At 70.1% G+C, this 21,056-nt stretch carries 15 protein-coding genes; 2 read left to right on the forward strand and 13 right to left on the reverse strand.

Annotated elements, in window-relative coordinates:
* Positions 1–126 precede the first annotated feature (126 nt).
* From IEZ12_RS31750 to eccD, 9 genes are all read right to left on the reverse strand, one after another.
* Entirely contained in the window at positions 127–1,812 is a 1,686-nt protein-coding gene (locus IEZ12_RS31750) for a ribonuclease J (RefSeq protein ID WP_189277014.1), read from the reverse strand.
* A gap of 171 nt (positions 1,813–1,983) precedes the next feature.
* Positions 1,984–2,883, reverse strand: a complete 900-nt coding sequence (dapA, locus tag IEZ12_RS31755) for a 4-hydroxy-tetrahydrodipicolinate synthase (protein ID WP_043909734.1) — start codon at positions 2,881–2,883, stop codon at positions 1,984–1,986.
* 317 nt (positions 2,884–3,200) lie between these two features.
* Positions 3,201–3,986, reverse strand: a complete 786-nt coding sequence (thyX, locus tag IEZ12_RS31760) for an FAD-dependent thymidylate synthase (protein WP_035866708.1) — start codon at positions 3,984–3,986, stop codon at positions 3,201–3,203.
* A gap of 34 nt (positions 3,987–4,020) precedes the next feature.
* Positions 4,021–4,482 (reverse strand): tetratricopeptide repeat protein, encoded by a 462-nt coding sequence (locus IEZ12_RS31765; RefSeq protein ID WP_100590072.1) that lies wholly within the window; start codon positions 4,480–4,482, stop codon positions 4,021–4,023.
* 1 nt (position 4,483) lies between these two features.
* Positions 4,484–5,230 carry a 4-hydroxy-tetrahydrodipicolinate reductase gene (gene dapB / locus IEZ12_RS31770; RefSeq protein ID WP_189277016.1) on the reverse strand — a complete coding sequence of 249 codons (747 nt, stop codon included), beginning with the start codon at positions 5,228–5,230 and terminating at the stop codon, positions 4,484–4,486.
* A 22-nt stretch (positions 5,231–5,252) separates the two neighbouring features.
* Positions 5,253–6,608 carry a M16 family metallopeptidase gene (locus tag IEZ12_RS31775; protein WP_229848408.1) on the reverse strand — a complete coding sequence of 452 codons (1,356 nt, stop codon included), beginning with the start codon at positions 6,606–6,608 and terminating at the stop codon, positions 5,253–5,255.
* 148 nt (positions 6,609–6,756) lie between these two features.
* The gene (locus IEZ12_RS31780) at positions 6,757–8,967 is read right to left on the reverse strand and encodes a polyribonucleotide nucleotidyltransferase (RefSeq protein ID WP_043909719.1); all 2,211 of its coding nucleotides are present in this window, start codon (positions 8,965–8,967) and stop codon (positions 6,757–6,759) included.
* Positions 8,968–9,341: 374 nt separating this feature from the next.
* Entirely contained in the window at positions 9,342–9,632 is a 291-nt protein-coding gene (gene rpsO, locus IEZ12_RS31785; RefSeq protein ID WP_030462697.1) for a 30S ribosomal protein S15, read from the reverse strand.
* An 88-nt stretch (positions 9,633–9,720) separates the two neighbouring features.
* Entirely contained in the window at positions 9,721–11,187 is a 1,467-nt protein-coding gene (gene eccD / locus IEZ12_RS31790) for a type VII secretion integral membrane protein EccD (protein ID WP_043909717.1), read from the reverse strand.
* 512 nt (positions 11,188–11,699) lie between these two features.
* Between eccD and eccCa the strand changes: the two genes are divergently transcribed.
* Both eccCa and IEZ12_RS31800 read left to right on the forward strand, forming a co-directional pair.
* Entirely contained in the window at positions 11,700–15,659 is a 3,960-nt protein-coding gene (gene eccCa / locus IEZ12_RS31795; protein WP_189277018.1) for a type VII secretion protein EccCa, read from the forward strand.
* A 470-nt stretch (positions 15,660–16,129) separates the two neighbouring features.
* Positions 16,130–17,539: an APC family permease gene (locus tag IEZ12_RS31800; RefSeq protein ID WP_189277021.1), complete on the forward strand. Its 1,410-nt coding sequence runs from the start codon at positions 16,130–16,132 to the stop codon at positions 17,537–17,539.
* 99 nt (positions 17,540–17,638) lie between these two features.
* On the opposite strand, the gene mycP is transcribed toward IEZ12_RS31800, so the two are convergent.
* The 4 genes from mycP to IEZ12_RS31820 form a co-directional block, all read right to left on the reverse strand.
* Positions 17,639–18,940 (reverse strand): type VII secretion-associated serine protease mycosin, encoded by a 1,302-nt coding sequence (gene mycP / locus IEZ12_RS31805; RefSeq protein WP_229848410.1) that lies wholly within the window; start codon positions 18,938–18,940, stop codon positions 17,639–17,641.
* Positions 18,941–19,070: 130 nt separating this feature from the next.
* Positions 19,071–19,364: a WXG100 family type VII secretion target gene (locus IEZ12_RS31810; RefSeq protein WP_189277024.1), complete on the reverse strand. Its 294-nt coding sequence runs from the start codon at positions 19,362–19,364 to the stop codon at positions 19,071–19,073.
* A 72-nt stretch (positions 19,365–19,436) separates the two neighbouring features.
* Entirely contained in the window at positions 19,437–19,739 is a 303-nt protein-coding gene (locus IEZ12_RS31815) for a WXG100 family type VII secretion target (protein ID WP_189277026.1), read from the reverse strand.
* Positions 19,740–19,920: 181 nt separating this feature from the next.
* The coding region (locus tag IEZ12_RS31820) for a type VII secretion protein EccB (RefSeq protein ID WP_189277028.1) at positions 19,921–21,056 on the reverse strand (1,136 nt) is incomplete at its 5' end.

Below are 21,056 nucleotides of genomic sequence, written 5' to 3' on the forward strand. Positions count from 1 at the left end.
TCAGAGTTTCTCGGCCTGTTTTCCCCGCCCCATTCGAATGAATTCGAATCCGGAGCGAAGCCGCACGACCGTGGGGCAACCCGGAGAACGTTACGCACCGGGCTGCCCCAGGTCAAATCAGGTCGGTCAGACCTCGACGACGACCGGGAGGATCATCGGACGGCGCCGGTAGTTGTCGGCGACCCACTTGCCGACGGTCCGGCGGACCAGCTGCTGGACCTGGCGAACCTCCAGGACGCCTTCCCCGGCGGAGCGGACGAGGGCTTCCTCCAGCTTGCCGGCGATGGACGCGAACGCGCTGTCGTCGATGCCGGAGCCGCGGGCCTGGATGGTGGGGCCGCTGACCATCTTGCCGTTCGCGGAGTCGACCACCACGAAGACCGAGATGAAGCCCTCTTCGCCGAGGATCCGGCGGTCCTTGAGCGACGCCTCGGTGATGTCGCCGACAGAGGAGCCGTCCACGTAGACGTAGCCGGCCTGGACCTTGCCCGCGATCCGGGCGACGCCCTTCTCCAGGTCGACGCAGACGCCGTCCTCGGCGATGACCACGCGGTTGCGCGGGACGCCGGTGGCGATGCCGAGGTCGGCGGCGGCGCGCAGGTGGCGCCATTCGCCGTGGACCGGCATCAGGTTCTTCGGCTTGCAGATGTTGAAGAAGTACAGCAGTTCGCCGGCCGAGGCGTGGCCGGAGACGTGCACCTTGGCGTTGCCCTTGTGGACGACCTTGGCGCCCCAGCGGGTGAGGCCGTTGATGACCCGGTAGACGGCGTTCTCGTTGCCGGGGATCAGCGAGGAGGCGAGGACGACGGTGTCGCCCTCGACGATGCGGATCTGGTGGTCGCGGTTGGCCATCCGGGACAGCGCGGCCATCGGCTCGCCCTGGGAGCCGGTGCAGATCAGCACCACCTCCTTGTCGGGGAGGTCGTCGAGGGTCTTGACGTCGACGATCAGGTTGCCGGGGACCTTGAGGTATCCGAGGTCCCGGGCGATGCCCATGTTGCGGACCATCGAGCGGCCGACGAAGGCGACCTTGCGCTTGTACTCGTGCGCGGCGTCCAGCACCTGCTGGATGCGGTGCACGTGGCTGGCGAAGGAGGCGACGATGATGCGCTTATCCGCGTTGGCGAAGACGTTGCGCAGCGCGGCGGAGATGTCGCGCTCGTGCGGGATGAAGCCGGGGACCTCGGCGTTGGTGGAGTCCACCAGGAGGAGGTCCATGCCCTCTTCGGCCAGCTTGGCGAAGGTCGGCAGGTCGGTGAGGCGGCCGTCCAGCGGGAGCTGGTCCATCTTGAAGTCACCGGTGGCGACGACCATGCCCGCGGGGGTGCGGACCGCGACGGCCAGCGCGTCGGGGATGGAGTGGTTGACCGCGATGAACTGGCAGTCGAAGGGGCCGATCCGCTCGCGGTCGCCCTCGGCGACCTCCAGGACGTAGGGGCGGATGCGGTGCTCGGCGAGCTTGGCCTCGATCAGGGCGAGGGTGAGCTTGGAGCCGATCAGCGGGATGTCCGGGTTCTCCCGGAGGAGGTAGGGGACGGCGCCGATGTGGTCCTCGTGGCCGTGGGTCAGGACGATGCCGTCGATCTTGTCGAGGCGGTCCCGGATGTAGCTGAAGTCGGGGAGGATCAGGTCGACGCCGGGCTGCTCGTCCTCGGGGAAGAGCACGCCGCAGTCGATGATCAGGATGCGGTCGCCGTACTCGAGGACCGTCATGTTGCGGCCGATCTCGCCGAGACCGCCCAGCGGAGTGATGCGGAGGGCGCCCTCCTTGAGAGCGGGGGGAGCGCCGAGTTCGGGGTGCGGGTGGCTCAAAAGACTCTCCTCACGACGCACGCCATATGCCCGAGGGGTTCCTCCCCCGGCGACATATGGCGTGCGTCCATCGTGGTTACCTGACTGCCGATTGCCGCGCGCCGTCGGTCCCGGTCCAGCGGCGGACCCGGTGGGGTCCGGCGAGCCGGGGGCGCGCACGTCTGTTGTTGGTCACAGGTGTACCCCGCCGGCGGCGAGATCCTCCTTCAACCGGGTGATCTCCGCGTCCGTGGCGGAGACCAGGGGCAGCCGGAGCGGGCCGGCCGGGTGTCCCTGCAGGTTCAACGCCGCCTTGGAGAGGATCACTCCCTGGGTGCGGAAGATTCCGGTGAACACCGGCAGCAGGGACTGGTGGACGGCGAGCGCCTTGGCGTGGTCGCCGGCGACGAACGCCTCGATCATGGCACGCATCTCGGCGGCGACGACGTGGCCGACCACGCTGACCACGCCGACGGCTCCGACCGAGAGCAGCGGCAGGGTCAGGTTGTCGTCGCCGGAGTACCAGGCGAGGCCGGAGTCGGCGATGGCCCGGGAGGCGGCGGCGACGTCGCCCTTGGCGTCCTTGTTGGCGACGATCCGCGGGTGCTCGCCGAGGCGGACCAGGGTGTCGTGTTCGAGGGCGACGGCGGCGCGGCCGGGGATGTCGTACAGCATCACCGGCAGGTCGGTGGCGTCGGCGATCGCGACGGTGTGCCGGTACAGGCCCTCCTGCGGCGGCTTGCTGTAGTACGGGGTGACCGCGAGCAGGCCGTGGGCGCCGGCGGACTGCGCCTGGCGGGCGAGTTCGACGCTGTGGTGGGTGTTGTTGGTGCCGACGCCGGTGATGACGTGGGCGCGGTCTCCGACCGCCTCGACCACGGCCCGGACCAGCTGGGCCTTCTCCGCGTCGGTGGTGGTGGGCGACTCGCCGGTGGTGCCGTTGAGCACCAGGCCGTCGTTCCCGGAGTCCACCAGGTGGGCGGCGAGGCGCTGCGCGCCGTCGAGGTCGAGCCCGCCGTCGGCGGTGAACGGGGTGACCATCGCGGTCAGGACCCGGCCGAAGGGGGTCTGCGGTGTGGAGGTCGGAGCCATGGGTCCAAAACTACTCGTAGGGCGGTGGTCGATAGCCACGCAGGTCCAGGGTTTGGACAGTCCTGAGGGCCTTGGGCCGGGCCCGACATGGGATTCCGGTGCTGCGCGCTCGGGGGTTCACGCAGCACCGGAATCCGTGTCCTGAGCGTATGGAGCGGCCGAGAATGCCGCAATCCGGACATCTCCCGCGGTCCGTCCATCTGCCCGTCGGCGCAGGTCAGTGGCCGGATCGGGGCCGCCGGCGGGAACGCCGCACGAGTGAGCGGACCGGGCCGGGATCCGACGGTCCGTCAGATCCCGGTCGGGGGCTCCGGAGGTCAGACCTTGCGCCAGCCGGGGACCCAGGCGCCGTCCTCGACGGTGTAGTCGCCGAACAGCGACGGGGCCTCCTTGACCATCAGCTCGCCGATCTTGCCGAACAGCAGCCGGATCTCCTCCTCGGCGCCCGGCGCGGTGCGGTTCTCGATGACGTGGCGCAGGGTGCGCACGTTCGCCGTCCAGACCAGGCCGGTGGCCAGGCCCTCGGGGGCGAAGCGGCGCATGAAGGAGGTCTTCTCCTTCTTCTCGTGGAACTTGACGCCCTCCTCGTCCAGCCCGAAGTGGTCGGCCATCCAGTGCTGGAACTCCTCGATCTGCTGCATCAGGCCGGTGGCGCGGCCCATCAGCTCCTCGTCCTGCTGGGCCCACTCGGGGAACCAGAACGGGATGTCGTCGAGGCGGACGAAGCGCAGCGACTCCTGGGAGACCGCGACGCCGGCCCGGTGGCGGACCAGCTCGTGGGTGACCACGCGGCTGACGTTGTGCAGCACGAAGGTGAAGGAGACGTGCTCCAGCACCGAGCCGTGCGCGCTGGCCAGGATGTTCTTCAGGTAGACGTCCTGGTCGGTGCGGACCTTGGTGACGTTCGGGTTGAGGCCCGGCTTCCACGAGCGGTAGCAGATCCGGCCGGCGAACTCGGCGAGGTTCTGGGCGTCGTCCAGGTCGCCGCGGTCGACCCGCTCCAGCCAGCTCTCGCCGCCGACGTCCTGCAGGTAGGCCGCGACCTCGTCGTAGTCGAGCTCGGGGCGGGCGATCAGGTGGACCTGGGGTTCGACTGCGCGCATGGGTGATGTTCCTGGCTGTTGGGGGCGGTACGAGTCAGTTTACGGCGGTGGCCGCGGCGTCCCGGCCATGCAGCTTGATCGCGTGCTGCATGGCCTTGCGGGCGCGCGGGACGTCGCCGGCGTCCGCGTAGGCGACGGCGAGCCGGAAGAAGTTCCGCCAGTCGGTGGGGTCGGCCTCGGCCTCGGCCTTGCGCCGGGTGAACACGGCGTCCGCGGAGGCCCGGTCGATCCGGCCTCCCTGGGTGCGCCTGAGCTCGTCCACGGGCAGACCGCCCTCGGCCTCCAGCTGGCGGGCGAGCCGCTCGCTGGCCCGGCCGAAGCGGACGGTCTGGCGGAGGAACCAGACGCCGATCAGCGGGATGACGAAGGCGCACACGCCGATGCCGATGCCGAGCGGCTTGCCGGTGGCGACGAGCTGGACGCCCTCGCCTATGCAGACCACGCTGACCAGCAGCAGGATGCCGGAGAGGACGAAGAAGCCGATGCGTGAGGTCATGTCACAGGTCCAGGAAGTGTTCCAGGCCGAAGGTCAGGCCCGGGTGGTCGGCGATCTTCCGCACGCCGAGCAGGATGCCGGGCATGAAGCTGCTGTGGTGCATGGAGTCGTGACGGATCGTCAGGGTCTCGCCGGTGTCGCCGAACATCACCTGCTGGTGGGCGAGCAGGCCGCGCAGCCGCACCGAGTGCACCGGGACGCCGTCCACGTCGGCGCCGCGGGCGCCGGGCAGGCCGTGCGTGGTCGGGTCCTGCTGCGGGGGCAGGCCGGCCTCGGCACGGGCGGCGGCGATCAGCTGCGCGGTGCGGGCGGCGGTGCCGGACGGGGCGTCGGCCTTGCGGTCGTGGTGGAGTTCGAGCACCTCGACGGACTCGAAGTACTTGGCCGCCAGCTGGGAGAACTTCATCCCGAGGATCGCGCCGATGGAGAAGTTCGGGGCGATCAGCAAGCCGAGCCCGGGTGCTTCGGCGAGCAGGCCGCGGACGGTCTCCAGGCGCTCCTCGGTCCAGCCGGTGGTGCCGGTGACCACGTGGATGCCGTTGCGCAGGCAGAAGTCGAGGTTGCCCATCACCGAGTCGGGGTGGGTGAGTTCGACGACGACGTCGACCCCGGCGTCGGTGAGTTCGGTGAGCTTCGAGTCCCGGCCGAGGGCGGCCACCAGCTCCAGGCCGTCGGCGGCCTGCACGGCCTTGACTGCCTCGGAGCCGATCCGGCCCTTGGCGCCGATCACGGCGACGCGCAGCGTCATGTCTGTTGTCCTCTCAGACGGGTCAGGCGAGCAGGTCGGCCAACCGGGCGGCCCGGCGGTCGTTGATCGGGCCGATCAGCGCGAGCGAGGGCCGGTGCGCCCCCAGCACATCACGGGCGACGGCGTGCACGTCGTCCAGGGTGACCTCGGCCATCTTCTGCAGCATCTCGTCCACCGACAGGTGGTGGCCGTAGGAGAGCTCGGCCTTGCCGATGCGGTTCATCAGGGAGCCGGTGTCCTCCATGCCGAGCACGGTGGAGCCGGAGATCTGGCCGATCGCGCGGCGCAGCTCCTCCTCGGTGATGCCTTCCTCGACGACCCGGGCGAGTTCCTCGCGGCAGATCTTCAGCACTTCCTCGACCCGCTTGGGCTGGCAGCCGGCGTAGATGCCGAACAGACCGGTGTCGGCGTACGAGGAGGAGTAGGAGTACACCGAGTAGGCCAGGCCGCGCTTCTCCCGGACCTCCTGGAACAGCCGGGAGCTCATGCCGCCGCCGAGGGCGGCGTTGAGCACGCCCAGCGCCCAGCGGCGCTCGTCGTGGCGCGGGATGCCGGGGACGCCGAGGACCAGGTGGGCCTGCTCGGTGGGCCGGTTGAGGACCGCGGCCTTCCCGGAGGTGCGGACCGCCTTGACGCCCTGGCGGACCTCGGCGGGGTGGCCCTTGGACTTGGCCAGCATCGGCGCGAACGCCTTCTGCACCAGCTTGACCACCTTGGCGTGGTCGAGGTTGCCGGCCGCCGAGACCACCAGGTTCTCCGGCTTGTAGCGGCGGTGGTAGAAGCCGGCGATCTGGTCGCGGCTCAGCCCGGAGACGGTCTCCTGGGTGCCCAGGATCGGGCGGCCGAGCGGGCCGGTACCGAAGATCACCTTGGCGAACAGGTCGTGCACCACGTCGCCCGGGTCGTCCTCGGCCATCGCCATCTCCTCAAGGATGACGCCGCGCTCGGACTCCACGTCCTCGGGGCGGATCAGCGAGCCGGTGAGCATGTCGCACACCACGTCGATGGCCAGCGGCAGGTCGGTGTCCAGGACCCGCGCGTAGTAGCAGGTGTTCTCCTTGGCGGTGAACGCGTTCATCTCGCCGCCGACCGCGTCCAGCGCGGCGGAGATCTCCAGCGCGTCGCGCCGGGCGGTGCCCTTGAAGAGCAAGTGCTCCAGGTAGTGCGTGGCGCCGTTCAGGACCGGGGTCTCGTCCCGGGAGCCGACGCCGACCCAGATGCCGAAGGTGGCGCTGCGCACCGTCGGGAGAGTCTCGGTGACGACCCGCAGGCCGCCGGGGAGCACGGTGCGGCGGACGGTGCCCGCGCCGCCTTCGGTGCCCTTGAGCAGGGTCCGGGTGGTGCCGGGGCGCTGCTTCGCCGCCGAGGCCTGGGCCACGGGTGTTCCTTCCAGCTACTGCTTCACGAGGGGAGCTACACGAACCGCACGAGCTGCATCTACTGCATGAACTGCACGGACTTCACGAACAGGGCGCGGCCCGCACGCGCCGGATGGGGCGTGCGGGCCGCAGGGTGTTACCGGGGTGTCACTCGGAGGCGGCGGCGTCGCCGCCCTCCTCGCCCTCGATGACGGGGATCAGCGACAGCTTGCCGCGCGGGTCGATCTCGGCGATCTCGACCTGCACCTTGGCGCCGACACCGAGCACGTCCTCGACGTTCTCGACGCGCTTGCCGCCGGCCAGCTTGCGGATCTGCGAGATGTGCAGCAGACCGTCCTTGCCCGGCATGAGCGAGACGAAGGCGCCGAAGGTGGTGGTCTTCACCACGGTGCCCAGGTAGCGCTCGCCGACCTCCGGCATGGTCGGGTTGGCGATCTGGTTGATCGTCGAGCGGGCGGCCTCGGCGGCCGGGCCGTCGGCGGCACCGATGTAGATGGTGCCGTCGTCCTCGATGGTGATCTCGGCGCCGGTGTCCTCCTGGATCTGGTTGATCATCTTGCCCTTGGGGCCGATGACCTCGCCGATCTTGTCCACCGGGATCTTGATGGTGATGATCCGCGGCGCGTTCGGGGACATCTCGTCGGGCGAGTCGATGGCCTCGTTCATGACGTCGAGGATGTGCAGGCGGGCGTCCCGGGCCTGCTTCAGCGCGGCGGCCAGCACGGAGGCCGGGATGCCGTCGAGCTTGGTGTCCAGCTGCAGGGCGGTGATGAAGTTGCGGGTACCGGCGACCTTGAAGTCCATGTCGCCGTACGCGTCCTCGGCGCCGAGGATGTCGGTGAGCGTCACGTAGTGGGTCTCACCGTCGATCTCCTGCGAGATCAGGCCCATGGCGATACCGGCGACGGCGGCCTTCAGCGGCACACCGGCGTTCAGCAGCGACATGGTGGACGCGCAGACCGAGCCCATCGAGGTGGAGCCGTTGGAGCCCAGCGCCTCGGAGACCTGGCGGATCGCGTAGGGGAACTCCTCGCGGGTCGGCAGGACCGGGAGGATCGCGCGCTCGGCGAGGGCGCCGTGGCCGATCTCGCGGCGCTTCGGCGAACCGACGCGACCGGTCTCGCCCACCGAGTACGGCGGGAAGTTGTAGTTGTGCATGTAGCGACGACGGGTCTCCGGGGAGAGCGTGTCGAGCTGCTGCTCCATGCGGAGCATGTTCAGCGTGGTGACGCCCAGGATCTGGGTCTCGCCGCGCTCGAACAGGGCCGAGCCGTGCACCCGCGGGATGGCCTCGACCTCGGCGGCCAGGGTGCGGATGTCGGTGACGCCGCGGCCGTCGATGCGGACCTTGTCCTTGATGACGCGCTCGCGGACGATCTTCTTGGTCAGCGCGTTGTAGGCGCCGCTGATCTCCTTCTCGCGGCCCTCGAACTCCGGGAGCAGCTTGTCGGCGGCGACGGCCTTGATGCGGTCCAGCTCGTTCTGGCGCTCCTGCTTGCCGGCGATGGTCAGCGCCTTGGCCAGCTCGTCCTTGACGGCGGCGGTCAGCGCGGCCAGCACGTCGTCCTGGTAGTCCAGGAAGCGCGGGAACTCGCCGGTCGGCTTGGCGGCCTGCTTGGCGAGCTGGGCCTGCGCGGCGCACAGCACCTTGATGAACGGCTTCGCGGCCTCCAGGCCGGAGGCGACGACCTCCTCGGTCGGCGCGTCGGCGCCGCCCTCGACCAGCTTGATGGTCTTGTCGGTGGCCTCGGCCTCGACCATCATGATCGCGACGTCGCCGTCCGGCAGGACGCGACCGGCGACGACCATGTCGAAGACGGCCGACTCCAGCTCGGAGTGGGTCGGGAAGGCCACCCACTGGCCGTTGATCAGCGCGACGCGGACGCCGCCGATCGGGCCGGAGAACGGCAGGCCGGCCAGCTGGGTGGAGGCGGAGGCCGCGTTGATGGCCACCACGTCGTACAGGTGGTCGGGGTTCAGCGCCATGACGGTGACGACGACCTGGACCTCGTTGCGCAGGCCCTTGACGAAGGACGGGCGCAGCGGGCGGTCGATCAGGCGGCAGGTGAGGATCGCGTCCTCGGACGGCCGGCCCTCACGGCGGAAGAACGAGCCGGGGATGCGGCCGGCGGCGTACATCCGCTCCTCGACGTCCACCGTCAGCGGGAAGAAGTCGAAGTGCTCCTTGGGCTGCTTCGAGGCGCTGGTGGCCGACAGCACCATGGTGTCGTCGTCCAGGTAGGCCACGGCGGAGCCGGCGGCCTGACGGGCCAGACGGCCGGTCTCGAAGCGGATGGTGCGGGTGCCGAAGCTGCCGTTGTCGATGACGGCCTCGGCGTAGAAAACGTTCTCTTCCACCTGGAAGATCTCCTCTTTTGTACGTCTCCCCAGGAGCGCCCCTGCGCTTGCCTGCCGTGGCCCGGGCAGTTGGGCCGGTCTTCGATCGAAGCCACCGGGTCCGTCCCCGCGTGTCGGGGGTTCCGGCGGCCACTACCGAGGACCGGCGCCTTTCGGCGTGCGGCGGTCGGCGTGTGGACGCTCCTGCGGTGCGGGCGGCTTCCGTTTGAAGCCTTGTCGGCCCGCAAGGGCGGGCATGCCCTTTACCTTACAAATTCACACCCTATCGAGCGCGGCTTTAAAGCCGGGCCGTTCGCGGGGCGTGGTCGCGGGGTGGCGCGGAAAGCGCCGAGGGGCGGCTCCCCCGGTGAGGGGAGCCGCCCCTACGAGCGGTGTCAGCGGGCGCCGCCGGCGGCACCGCGGCGGATGCCGAGGCGGTCCACCAGGGTACGGAAGCGCTCGATGTCCTTCTTGGCCAGGTACTGCAGCAGGCGGCGACGCTGGCCGACCAGGATCAGCAGGCCACGACGCGAGTGGTGGTCGTGCTTGTGGAACTTCAGGTGCTCGGTCAGGTCCGAGATGCGGCGGGAGAGCATGGCCACCTGAACCTCGGGAGAGCCGGTGTCGCCCTCCTTCTGGCCGAACTCGGCGATGATCTGCTTCTTGACGTCAGCGGCGAGGGCCACGGGCATCTCCTTCGGTGTTGGCCGAGCGGCCCTGGTCGAAAGCACAGGACCTGACAAGACTCGGACGGATCAACGATACCAGCGCGGCTCAGCCGGTCGCGCCGCGCACCACGTTGTAGATGTTGAGCACGGCCAGCGCCAGCGGCACCAGGGCGATCAGCATCAGGCTGTCGACCATGTCCAGGATGCGGCCCCAGAACGGGGACACTCCGGAGCGGGGGACGATCAGCGCGATCGCGATCATGATCGCCGCGCCCGCCGCGATGGACGTGGACAGCCACACCGTGCGCAGGTCGCCGCCGCCGTTCCCGCCGGTGGCCGCGGCCATCGCCAGGTGCAGCGGGGTGTGCAGGGCCAGGCCCAGGATCAGCAGCGCCAGGCCGACCAGGCCGGCGATGGTGAGCGCGAACACCTGCGCGGTGTAGCGGAACAGCCGGGCGCGCAGCATGGTCGAGACGCCGATGGCCAGGGCCAGCAGTTCGGCCCAGGAGCGGTCGCTGAAGCCCAGCACGGTGCAGGCGCCGACGATGGTGGTGGCGGCGCCGCCGACCAGGCCGACCAGCACCTCGTGGCCGCGGCGGGCCTGGGCGGCGATCCGCTCGTACTGGACGGTCTCGGCGCTGCTGTTCTCCTCGCCGTACGCGGTGCCGCGGGTGCGGGCCTGGCCGGGGGCGCTGAAGCCGACGGGCAGGCGGGCGAAGCGGGCGGACAGCGCGGGCAGGAAGCCCACCGCGGCGACCGCGGCGACGCCGGTGACGGCGGCGATGTCGGTGATCGCGGTGCCGGACATCAGCACCGCGGCGAAGGTGGCCAGGGTGCCGGCGGCCGCGACGAACGCGGCGGCGACGAACACCGAGTCCTTCTCCGGCAGCAGGCCGACCAGCAGGACGGAGACCACCAGCACGGTGACGCAGCCGACCAGGAACTGGAGCCGGCCGGGGCCGTCGCCGACGTGCGGGACGTCGATGATGCCGGAGCCCGCCAGCATGGCGTGCGGCAGCGCGCCGAGGCCGAGCGCGACGGCGGCGACGTGGTCGTCGTAGACCCGGGCGCGGACGGCGGCGTAGGCCACCAGCACGACGGCGGTGACGCCGGACAGGATGCCCGGCAGGCCGAACATGTTGTGCCGCAGGTCGGAGAACCACAGCGCGAACGCCAGCAGGGTGAGCAGCACCGTGCCGGCGATCAGGCCGAAGGCCCGCATCAGGTCGGGGCTCCAGAACCGGCGGTCGGCCTCGACCGCGGAGGCGATGGCGTCGGCGACGTCGTCGTAGACGGCCGGCGGCAGCGACTCGGAGAACGGGCGCAGGCTCAGCAGGTCGCCGTCGCGCACCTGCTGGGCCACCAGCGGAAGCCCGCTGTCGAGCACGGTGCCGTCCCGCCGCACCAGATGGAAGCCGGTCGGTGTTCCGTCCACCTGGGTCTGCCCGGAGAGCCGCAGCACTTCCGGGTAGATGTCGGCGAGCGGGACGTCCTCCGGCAGGGCGACGTCGATCCGGCTGTCCGGTGCCACCACGGTGACCCGGCAGAAACCGGTCGTAGCGTTTGTGCTCACCGGCCCTCTCCCCCTCGTTGGCTGTGTCGGCAAGTCTGCTGACCACTCGTCGACCGGCTCCGGAACTGTCACGGCCCGAACGAGAGTTGGCGCGGCGTCACCCTACCCCCTCGGCGCAAGTGCGCACTGCGGCGGGGGCGTGGAGGCCGCTTGGGCGGCGCGCGGCGATGAAGGCGGTGTACAGGTGCGCCGGGGGTTGTGTGTTGACGCCAGGTCAGTACTCTGCGGGTGGCCGACCCCGTGGACGAACGGCTTGGCTCGCGCAGTAGGATCGGCCCCTGCGCACGGCGTACGGGGGCGGCGATCGAAGACGCGACAGCCCCGCGCGCCTGCGGTTCGGCGGAGCGGGGGCGGCGTCATCACACGGGGCGCCCTCACCGTACGTATCCAGATGCGTGAGGGCGGATTGTGAGCGAGCGATGGGGGTGCCCCCGACCCTGTGCCCGGGGAGGGCGCACCGTTGACGACGGGGAGTCGCGCGCTGCGGCTGTCGACGGGGGCGGGGTGATCTCGTGAGTTCGGTGACGGTCAAGCGCCCGCCGCGGGCGTTCCCGCCTCCGGTGTCGGAGGAGCCGGTCGAGCTGGTTCCGCCGCCGGAGCTGCCGCGGGGCGGTGGCGAGGACTGGATGATGTCGCTGCTGCCGCTGCTCGGCATGGGCGGCTCGGCGGCGTTCTTCTTCTCTCCGGGCGCACAGGGCCCGATGAAGATGATGGGTGTCCTGATGGTCGCGTCGACCGCCGCGATGGCGGTGGCGCAGATCGTCAAGGCGCGCAAGGGCGGTAGTGCGGCGACCTCGGACGAGCGCCGGGACTACCTGAAGTACCTGCAGCAGAAGCGCCGCGAGGTGCGTCGCACGGCCGAACGTCAGCGCGGGGCGCTGCTGTTCACCCACCCGGAGCCCGACCAGCTGTGGTCGATCGTGGCCGAGGGCCGCCGGCTGTGGGAGCGCCGGCCGACCGATCCGGACTTCGCACAGATCCGGGTGGGCCTGGGCCCGCTGCAGCTGTCGACGCCGCTGGTGGCGCCGCAGACCGCGCCGATGGACGAGTTGGAGCCGCTCGCCGCCGAGGCGATGGGCACCTTCATCAAGACCCACGGCACCCTGCAGGACCTGCCGCTGGCGGTGTCGCTGCGCGCCTTCTACCACATCACCGTGTGCGGCGACCCGGACTCGGTGTACGGCAACGTGCGCGCGATGGTGGCCCAGTTGGCGACCCTGCACTCCCCCGAGGACCTGATGATCGGGGTGGCCGCCGCGCCCGGCGCGGTGGAGGAGTGGGAGTGGGCGAAGTGGCTGCCGCACACCCAGCACCGCAAGGAGAACGACGGCGCCGGTTCGCGGCGCCTGATCGCCAACGGGCTGGGCGAGTTGGAGGAGCTGCTGGCCAACGAGCTGGCCGGCCGCAAGGGCTTCTCCCGTGACAGCACGCCGAGTTCGGACCAGCCGCACCTGGTGGTCATCATGGACGGCGCCTCGGTGCCGGTCGACTCGCTGATCGCCGGTCCGGAGGGCGTCCAGGGCGTCACCGTGATCGAGGTCGTCCCGGGTGACCTGGACGAGCCGAACGGCCACCTGGTGATCACCGTCGGCAAGCACGAGCTGCTGCTGGAGGCCGCCTCCGGCGCCAGCTACCCGGGCAAGCCGGACACCCTGTCGAGCTGGCAGGCCGAGGCGCTGTCGCGTCAGCTGGCGCCGTTCCGGGCGTCCGCGGGCGGCGACGACAGCGACCCGTCGCTGGTCTCGATGGACTTCACCGAGATGATGCACACCGGCGACCCGGGTTCCTTCGACCCGGCCCGGCACTGGCGTCCCAAGCCGATCCGGGAGAAGCTGCGCGTCCCGCTGGGCGTCGGCAGCAACGGCGAGTACGTCTGGCTGGACATCAAGGAAGCCTCGCTGGAGGGCATGGGCCCGCACGGCATGTGCGTCGGCGCGACCGGTTCCGGCAAGTCCGAGGTGCTGCGCACCATCGTGCTGGCGCTGGCGGTCACCCACTCCTCCGAGGTGCTGAACCTGGTCCTCGCGGACTTCAAGGGTGGTGCGACCTTCGCCGGCATGGCGGAGATGCCGCACACCGCGGCCGTGATCACCAACCTCGAGGGCGAAGCCACCCTGATCGACCGCATGCGCGACGCGATCGAGGGCGAGATGAACCGCCGCCAGGAGCTGCTGCGCGCGGCGGGCAACTACGCGAACATCAACGAGTACGAGCGGGCCCGCACCGCGGGCGCCCCGCTCGACCCGCTGCCCTCGCTGCTGATGATCATCGACGAGTTCTCCGAGCTGCTCACCGCAAAGCCGGACTTCATCGACCTGTTCATCCAGATCGGCCGCATCGGCCGTTCGCTCGGTATGCACATGCTGCTCGCCTCGCAGCGACTGGAGGAGGGCAAGCTCCGCGGTCTGGACACCTTCCTGTCCTACCGACTGGGTCTGCGCACCTTCTCGGCCGCCGAGTCGCGGGCCGCGATCGGCGTGCCGGACGCCTACCACCTGCCGCCGATCCCCGGCGTGGGCTACCTCAAGTTCGGCTCCGACGTGATGGAGCGCTTCCGGGCCGCGTACGTGTCCGGCAAGTACCGTCCGCCGGGCCAGCAGCGTGCGGTCGGCGGCCGGGTGGTCACCGCCCAGCCGGTGCTGTTCACCGCCGCCGAGGTCGAGATCATCGAGCCCGAGGTGGAGGAGGTCCTCCCCGACCCGACCGAGGAGGAGGAGAAGGACGACGCGCTGCTGGACACCATGCTCGACGTGTTCGTCCAGCGCATGATCGGCCAGGGCCCGCCGGCCCACCAGGTGTGGCTGCCCCCGCTGGAGGCTCCGCCTTCGGTGGACAGCCTGTTGGAGCCGCTGCTGGTCAGCCCGGAGCGCGGTCTGACCCCGGCCTCGATCCGCCAGGGCAACCTGGTCGTCCCGGTCGGCATCGTCGACAAGCCGCGCGACCAGCGCCGCGACGTGATGTACCTGGACTACTCGGGCGCGGCCGGCCACGGCATGATCGTCGGCGGTCCGCGGTCCGGGAAGTCGACCATGGTGCGCACCATCGTGACGGGCTTCTCGGTCACCCACACGCCGGTGGAGGCGCAGTTCTACCTGCTCGACTTCGGCGGTGGCGGTTTCGGCTCGCTGGCCGACCTGCCGCACGTCGGCGGCGTGGCGGGCCGACTGGACGTCGAGAAGGTCCGCCGCATGGTCAGCGAGGTGCACGGGGTGCTCAACCGCCGTGAGGAGCTCTTCCGCTCCGCCGGCATCGACACCATCGCCACCTACCGCACCCGTCGGGCCAACGGGCAGCTGCCGGACGAGCAGTTCGGCGACGTTTTCCTGTTCATCGACGGCTGGCTGACCTTCAAGCAGGAGTTCGAGGTCCTGGAGCCGGTCATCGCCGACATCGCGCAGCGCGGTCTCGGTTACGGCGTCCACGTGGTGATCACCGCGGCCCGTTACGCCGAGGTCCGCCCGGCGCTGAAGGACCAGCTGCAGAACCGCGTCGAGCTGAAGCTCGGTGACTCGATGGAGTCGGAGATCGCCCGCAAGGTCGCCGCGAACGTGCCGGCGATCCCGGGTCGCGGTCTGACCCACGAGCAGCTGCACTTCCTGTCCGGTCTGCCGCGCATCGACGGCTCCAGCGAGACCCAGGACCTGGTGGACGGCGTCGCCGACATGGTCGCCCAGATCAACTCGGCCTGGACCGGCCCGCGCGCCCCGCAGGTGCGCATGCTGCCGCCGGTGCTCGACGGCAACTCGCTGCCCAAGGGCTTCGAGCACCCCGAGCTGGGTGTCGCGTTCGGCGTCGACGAGGTCGAGCTGGCGCCGGTGTTCATCAACTTCGACAGCGACCCGCTGTTCGTGGTCTTCGGTGAGAGCGAGTCCGGCAAGTCGGCGATGCTGCGCATGCTGATCAAGCAGATCACCGAGCGGTACACCCCGGACCAGGCCGGCATCGTGATCGGCGACTTCCGCCGCTCGCTGCTGGGCGTGGTTCCGCCGGAGTACCTGGTGGAGTACGCGGCCGCCGCGCCCGCCATGTCGGCGATCGTGGAGATGCTGCGCGGCGCCTGCTCGCGCCGTCTGCCCGGTCCGGACGTCACGCCGGAGCAGCTGCGCAACCGCAGCTGGTACAGCGGCAAGGACATGTTCGTGATCGTGGACGACTACGAGCTGGTCGCCACCCAGTCGGGCAACCCGATGGCGCCGCTGGCGGAGTTCCTGCCGTTCGCGCGTGACATCGGTCTGCGTCTGATCATCGCCCGTAACGCGGGTGGCGCCGGCCGCTCGCTGTTCGAGCCGGTGATGCAGCGCATGCGCGAGCTGGGCGGTCAGGGTCTGATCATGTCCGGTGACAAGGGCGAGGGCGCGCTGCTGGGCACGGTCAAGCCGCAGCCGCTGCCGCCGGGCCGTGGTGTGTTCGTCTCCCGCCGGATCCAGGCGGGCCAGACGGTGCAGACCGGTTGGCTGCCGATCCAGCAGTAGTCGGGGCAGACGTCACGCACCGTGACCAATGGGGCCGGGTTCCGAACGGGACCCGGCCCTCTGGCATCCCAGGGGCCGAACGGTGCCATAACGTTATCTTTCGATTTCCGGCCCCCTCCTTCGGTTCCCGTACCCGGACGGCCGGTCGGCCTGGGTTTTCAGGCCTCCGGCCGGGTCGGCACAATGCCTTTGAATCAGAGTTGCGCAGATCACTTCACCTTCGATTCAACTGCAGTTCACCGGAGTTGCCACGGTGGAAACATGCGCCCGGCCCGCCGGGATCTGCGTTCCGTAGGAAAACCCGGGTTTCGGCAACGGATTCCGCAGCTGCTGGCGCGTTGACGGAGCCTTTTCACCCAGGCAACCTGGCGCATCGGGAGCGATGGAGAACCAGACCCGCGATTACGTGTTTCGGAGGCGATACCGCTCCCACCCCCAGTCACACCGCCGAACAGCCGATCGGATGCCCCATGACCGACACGCTCCCCCCGCAGGCAGCGGCCCCCGCCCCGGGCGCCGCCACCGGCGCGGACGCCCCGAAGAAGCTCGCCCGATCGCTCGGCGTCGTGGGCGGCACGCTGCTCACGCTCTCCTGCGTGACCCCGGCTTCCTCCCTCTTCGTGCTCGTCCCCGAGCTGTTCCAGGGCCTCGGCACCTACACCATGATGGCCATCGCCATCGGTTCGGTGATCTGCATCGCGGTGGCGTTCTGCTACTCCGAGCTCGGCACCCTGGTGCCCTCCGCGGGTGGCGAGTACGCCATGGTCGGCACCCTGGCGGGCAAGTTCGCGGGCTGGCTGGTCTTCATCCAGTCGCTGATCGTGGTGATGATCGTGCCGTCCATCATCGCGATGGGCACCGCCGAGTACCTGGAACCGATCATCCACGTCGACCCGAAGCTCGCCGGCGCCGTGGTGATGATCGCGGCCACCGTCGCCGGTCTGCTCGACCTGCGGGCCAACGCCTGGATCACCGGCATCTTCCTGGTGCTGGAGGTCATCGCCTGCGCCGTGGTGTCCTTCCTCGGCTTCACCCACACCGAGCGCGGCGCGGACACCATGCTGCACGGCACCGTCGCCGATGCGGCGGGCGCCACCTCCGGCGTGGGCTTCGCGGGGATCCTGGCCATGATGGGGACCGCGCTGTTCGTCACCCAGGGCTTCTCCACCGCGATCTACCTCTCCGAGGAGCTGGAGAACCCGCGCAAGAACGTCGCCCGCACCGTGCTGTGGACGCTGGGCCTGTCGGTCGCCATCATCGTCATCCCGGTCGCCGCCATCACCATGGGCGCGCCGGACCTGGCCGCGCTGACCGACGGCAACATCTCGCAGCTGGTGATCGGCTGGAGCAACACCGGCGTCGGCACCTTCATCAGCCTCTGCATCGCGCTGGCGATCATCAACGCCGGCATCGTGATGGTCATCCAGAACTCCCGGGTGCTGTTCGCCTCCGGCCGCGACAAGGCCTGGCCGGAGCCGGTGAACCACGCCTTCGGCACCCTCAACAAGTTCAGCGCCCCGTGGGTCTCCACCCTGGCCGTCGGCATCCCCGGCGCGGTGCTCTGCTTCGTGCCGCAGTCCCTGCTGATCGACATCACCGGTGTCGCGGTCGCCGCGCTGTACCTGCTGGTCGCCGTCGGCTCGCTGTTCTCCCGCCGCGGCGAGCACAAGCATGCCCCGGCCTGGCGCCAGCCGCTGTGGCCCGCGCTGCCGATCCTGGTGATCGCGGCCCTCGGCTACACGCTCTTCGAGCTCCGCGGCCCCGGCCTGTACTGGACCCTGGGCATCACCGCCGCCGCCGGCCTGTACTGGGCGTTCTACCTGCGGCCCCGTCAGGAGACCCGCTGGGTGATCACCCTTCCCGAGGACGAGCGGGTCTGACCCCCCCTGCAGGCCGCTCCCTCTCGGCCCCGCCGGTTCCCCCCGACCGGCGGGGCCGACCCGTTTCCGGAGTCGGCCCCTCGGACGGGTTCCGAGCGGTCAGCTGCGGCGGCGACGGCCCAGGTCGCGGGCGACGATCGCACCGCCGGCCAGGCAGGCCACCAGCAGCACACCGGCGCCCAGCACGTAGGTGCCGGTCCGCCGGTCCCGGTCGGCCTGGGTCTCCTCCAGGCCGGCGGGCTGCGCGATCAGCTGGTTGGAGTCCAGCTTGGTCGGCGGGTCCGGGTGCGGGGACGCCTCGGGCGTGCCCGAGAACGAGACCGCCTTGACCGGGTCGACCACGCCCCAGCCGATCCACTTGTTGCGGCCGTGCTCGGTCCGCTGGGCGGTCTGCTCGATCACGGTGCGGATCTGCTGGGCGGTCCAGCCCTGGTGCTCGCTCTTGAGCACCGCGGCCAGGCCGGAGACGTACGGCGCGGAGAAGCTGGTGCCGTTGTCGGTGCACTGGCCCGCGCCGGGCACGGTGGAGAGCATGTCGACACCCGGCGCGACCACGTCGACGAAGTCGCCGTACTGCGAGAAGGTGGCCCGCTCGTTGTTCCGGTCGGACGCGCCGACGGCCAGCACGGTCTCGTACTTGGCCGGGTAGGTGGGGCCCTCGGCGCCGTCGTTGCCGGAGGACGCGACCACCACGATCCCCTTCGACTCGGCCTTGTCCAGCACCCGCTTCAGATCGGGCTCCTCCTGGAACGGCGAGTCGAGGGGCTTGTTCGGGTCGATCTCGACCCGGACGTCCTGCGAGATGTTGATGACGCCGGCGCCCGCCTCGATCGCCTTGTCGATGGCCTTGATCAGCGTGTTGACGCTGCCGTGGCCCTCGGCGTCGTTCTGCCGGATGGAGAGGATCTTCGCGTCCTTGGCCAGGCCGACGAAGCCGACCTTGTCCCGCTGCGCGGCCGCGATGATGCCCGCCACCTTGGTGCCGTGCCCGACCGGGTCGGTCGTGCTGGTGCCGGCCGGTCGCTGCGTGCCGCCCGACGCCATCGACTCGCCGAGCAGGTCCGGGCCGTCGATCACCTTGCCGGTCAACTGCGGGTTGGCGGTGTCGACGCCGGTGTCGATGACGGCGACCGTGACGTCCTTGCCGGAGTGCGTGGCCAGGCCGTTCTTGTCGATGCCCCACAGCTCGTTCAGGACGACCCGCTGCAGCGCCCACGGCACGGCCTCGACGTCCTTGTTGGCGCAGTCGCCGGAGGCCGCGATGGTCACCGGCGGCCGGTACGTGGATCCCCCGGAGGCCGAGGGAGAAGGCTCGGCGTAGGCGGGGCCCCCGGCGGCAGTGCCGACCACCCCGAGCACCAGCAGCACCGCGCCGGCCCGGCGCAACGATCCTGACGACACCTGAAGTCCACCCCTCATTGCTTCCACCCGTGTTGGGCGCGTGCCCCGTGCCACGCGCGAAGGGCGGGCGCCCCGTGGGACGCCCGCCCTTGAAAGAGAGCGCTTACGCGCAGAGTCCCGAGAGGGATACTCAGGCCCAGAGCTGCGCGTTCTGGTTCTCGGTCTGCTGGTAGCTCTGCGCCGCGTTGTCCAGCGCGGAGGCGATCTGCGAGAGCACCTGCTGCAGGTCGGCAGCCTTGGCGTCCCACTGCGCCTGGCGGGCCTGGTAGCCCTCCTGGGCCGAGCCCTGCCACGAAGAAGCAATGCGCTGCACGCCCGCCTTCAGGTCATCCAGCTGGCCCTGGACGCGCGCCGCAGTCTGGCGCACCTCCGAGCCCGCGTTCTGGATGGTCTGGAAATTGACGAGAATTCCGCCGTCGGACATTGATGTCTCCTTGTCGATGGATGCACGGCGCGCCCCCGCGAGGGCGCGGAATGACGATTACCGGGCCCGGCGTCAGCCGGAGATGCCACCGACGGCAGCGCGCTGCTCTTCCTCGGTCATCGAGTAGAGCTTGGTGGTCGCCTCGATCGCCTGACGGATCTCGTCGAGGATCTTGTTCAGCGCCGAAGCGTCCTCGGTGACTCGCGACTGCATCTGCTGGTACGCGGTCGCCGCCGCGCCCTTCCAGCCGGAAGCGATCTCGGAAACCAGGTTGTTCAGGCGGTTGATCTCGCCCTGGACCTGCTGGTTGACCTCGCTGATGCGGTTAGCGAACGCGGTCATTTCTTCCGCGGTCGTCGTGAACTGACCTGCCATGATCCACCGTCCCCCATGAGACAGACTTCGTCCGGGCACCCCTGTGGCGAGCACCCGCACGGGCACCACATGGCGTGGTGCTCTGTAGCACTGTAACGGCCAAGCGCGCTCGACCCAACACCGGGTAGCGGGTAGTTACCAGACCATGACACTGAACTCCCGCACCGGCATTGACGATCCGTCAGGCGTTCTGGGCCTGAAGTGCAGTGTTGGTGTTGAGCACCGGACCGGCCGGCACCAGCTGCGACCACTTGTCGGGCACGAACTGTGGGTTGACGGACTTGTAACCCAGCCGCGCCTGGGCCTCGTTGGTGCTCTTCTTGTCGCCGCCCTGCGGGTTCGGGCTGGCCCCCGCCGTGGCGTTGCCGCCGTCGTTGTTGGCGGGCAGCGAGTAGCGCAGGCCGGAGTCGGTGATCAGGAAGCCGCTGCCGGTACCGCCGTCGGCGGGCTTGCTCTGGCCGTCCAGCGAGCGGTACAGCAGGCCGTGACCGGGCGTCACGTGCGCACTGGCCGAGTCCGAGGTGATGTCCGCCGGGTAGGTCGTGCCGGCCCACACCGTGCGCTTGATCTGGTCGTTCTCGTAGCCGTTGAAGGTCGAGCAGATCACCGTGCGGGGGTCCTTCTCGCCGACGTTGACCGCCGGGGAGTTGTGCGTGGGCCAGTCCTTGGGCTGTCCCGGGAGCTCCGCGACGATCTTGCTGTCGAGCTTGCTCAGGTCGCCCGCGCCGAGCGGTCCGTAGGCCGGCGGCTTGCCGTCGTACGCCGTCGCCTGCGTGTTGGGGTCGTTGAACATCAGGTTCGCCTGGAAGTCGGTGATCTTGTACAACTGCTTCGTCCCGACCGCGTAGTACTGGTCCTGGAACTTCATCAGCCGCCCGACCTTCTTCTCCGAGGCCTGCGACAGCTCCAGCGAGGAGGCGCCCGACGAGTTGCCGGGGATGTTCTGGATCCGGGGGAACACGATCGGGTCGCCGAACGCCATGGTGTCGAACCACTCCTTGGTGACCCGCTGCGGCGTCGCGTTCGGGCCGAACAGGGCGGTCACCAGGTCGCTCTTCTCCTTGGGGCCGGTCTCCTCGACGCCGATCGCGTGGATCACCCCGTGGTTGTCCACCAGGTACTTCGACCCCGGCGTGTCCGGCCCCGACTGGTTCGTCACGTCGGGCACCTGGATGAACAGGGACTGGCCGTCCTGGAGCATCCGGTCGCCCTGGAGCGTCTTGGCGTCCGCCCCGGCCGCGACGAACACCGACTGGCCGACCGAGGACGGCTTGTTGTCCTTGCCCTGCTTGTCGCAGACCGACCACAGCTTGGCGT

Origin of the sequence: Kitasatospora griseola (assembly GCF_014648555.1) — a bacterium.
GTDB classification, from domain to species: Bacteria; Actinomycetota; Actinomycetes; order Streptomycetales; family Streptomycetaceae; genus Kitasatospora; species Kitasatospora griseola.

What these genes read in the sequence shown, in the direction of transcription:
- IEZ12_RS31815 (WP_189277026.1), bottom strand. Translation starts at nt 19,739, where the DNA reads ATGGCAGGTCAGTTCACGACGACCGCGGAAGAAATGACCGCGTTCGCT.
- IEZ12_RS31765 (WP_100590072.1), bottom strand. Translation starts at nt 4,482, where the DNA reads ATGACCTCACGCATCGGCTTCTTCGTCCTCTCCGGCATCCTGCTGCTG.
- dapB (WP_189277016.1), bottom strand. Translation starts at nt 5,230, where the DNA reads ATGACGCTGCGCGTCGCCGTGATCGGCGCCAAGGGCCGGATCGGCTCC.
- IEZ12_RS31810 (WP_189277024.1), bottom strand. Translation starts at nt 19,364, where the DNA reads ATGTCCGACGGCGGAATTCTCGTCAATTTCCAGACCATCCAGAACGCG.
- IEZ12_RS31800 (WP_189277021.1), top strand. Translation starts at nt 16,130, where the DNA reads ATGACCGACACGCTCCCCCCGCAGGCAGCGGCCCCCGCCCCGGGCGCC.
- thyX (WP_035866708.1), bottom strand. Translation starts at nt 3,986, where the DNA reads ATGCGCGCAGTCGAACCCCAGGTCCACCTGATCGCCCGCCCCGAGCTC.
- dapA (WP_043909734.1), bottom strand. Translation starts at nt 2,883, where the DNA reads ATGGCTCCGACCTCCACACCGCAGACCCCCTTCGGCCGGGTCCTGACC.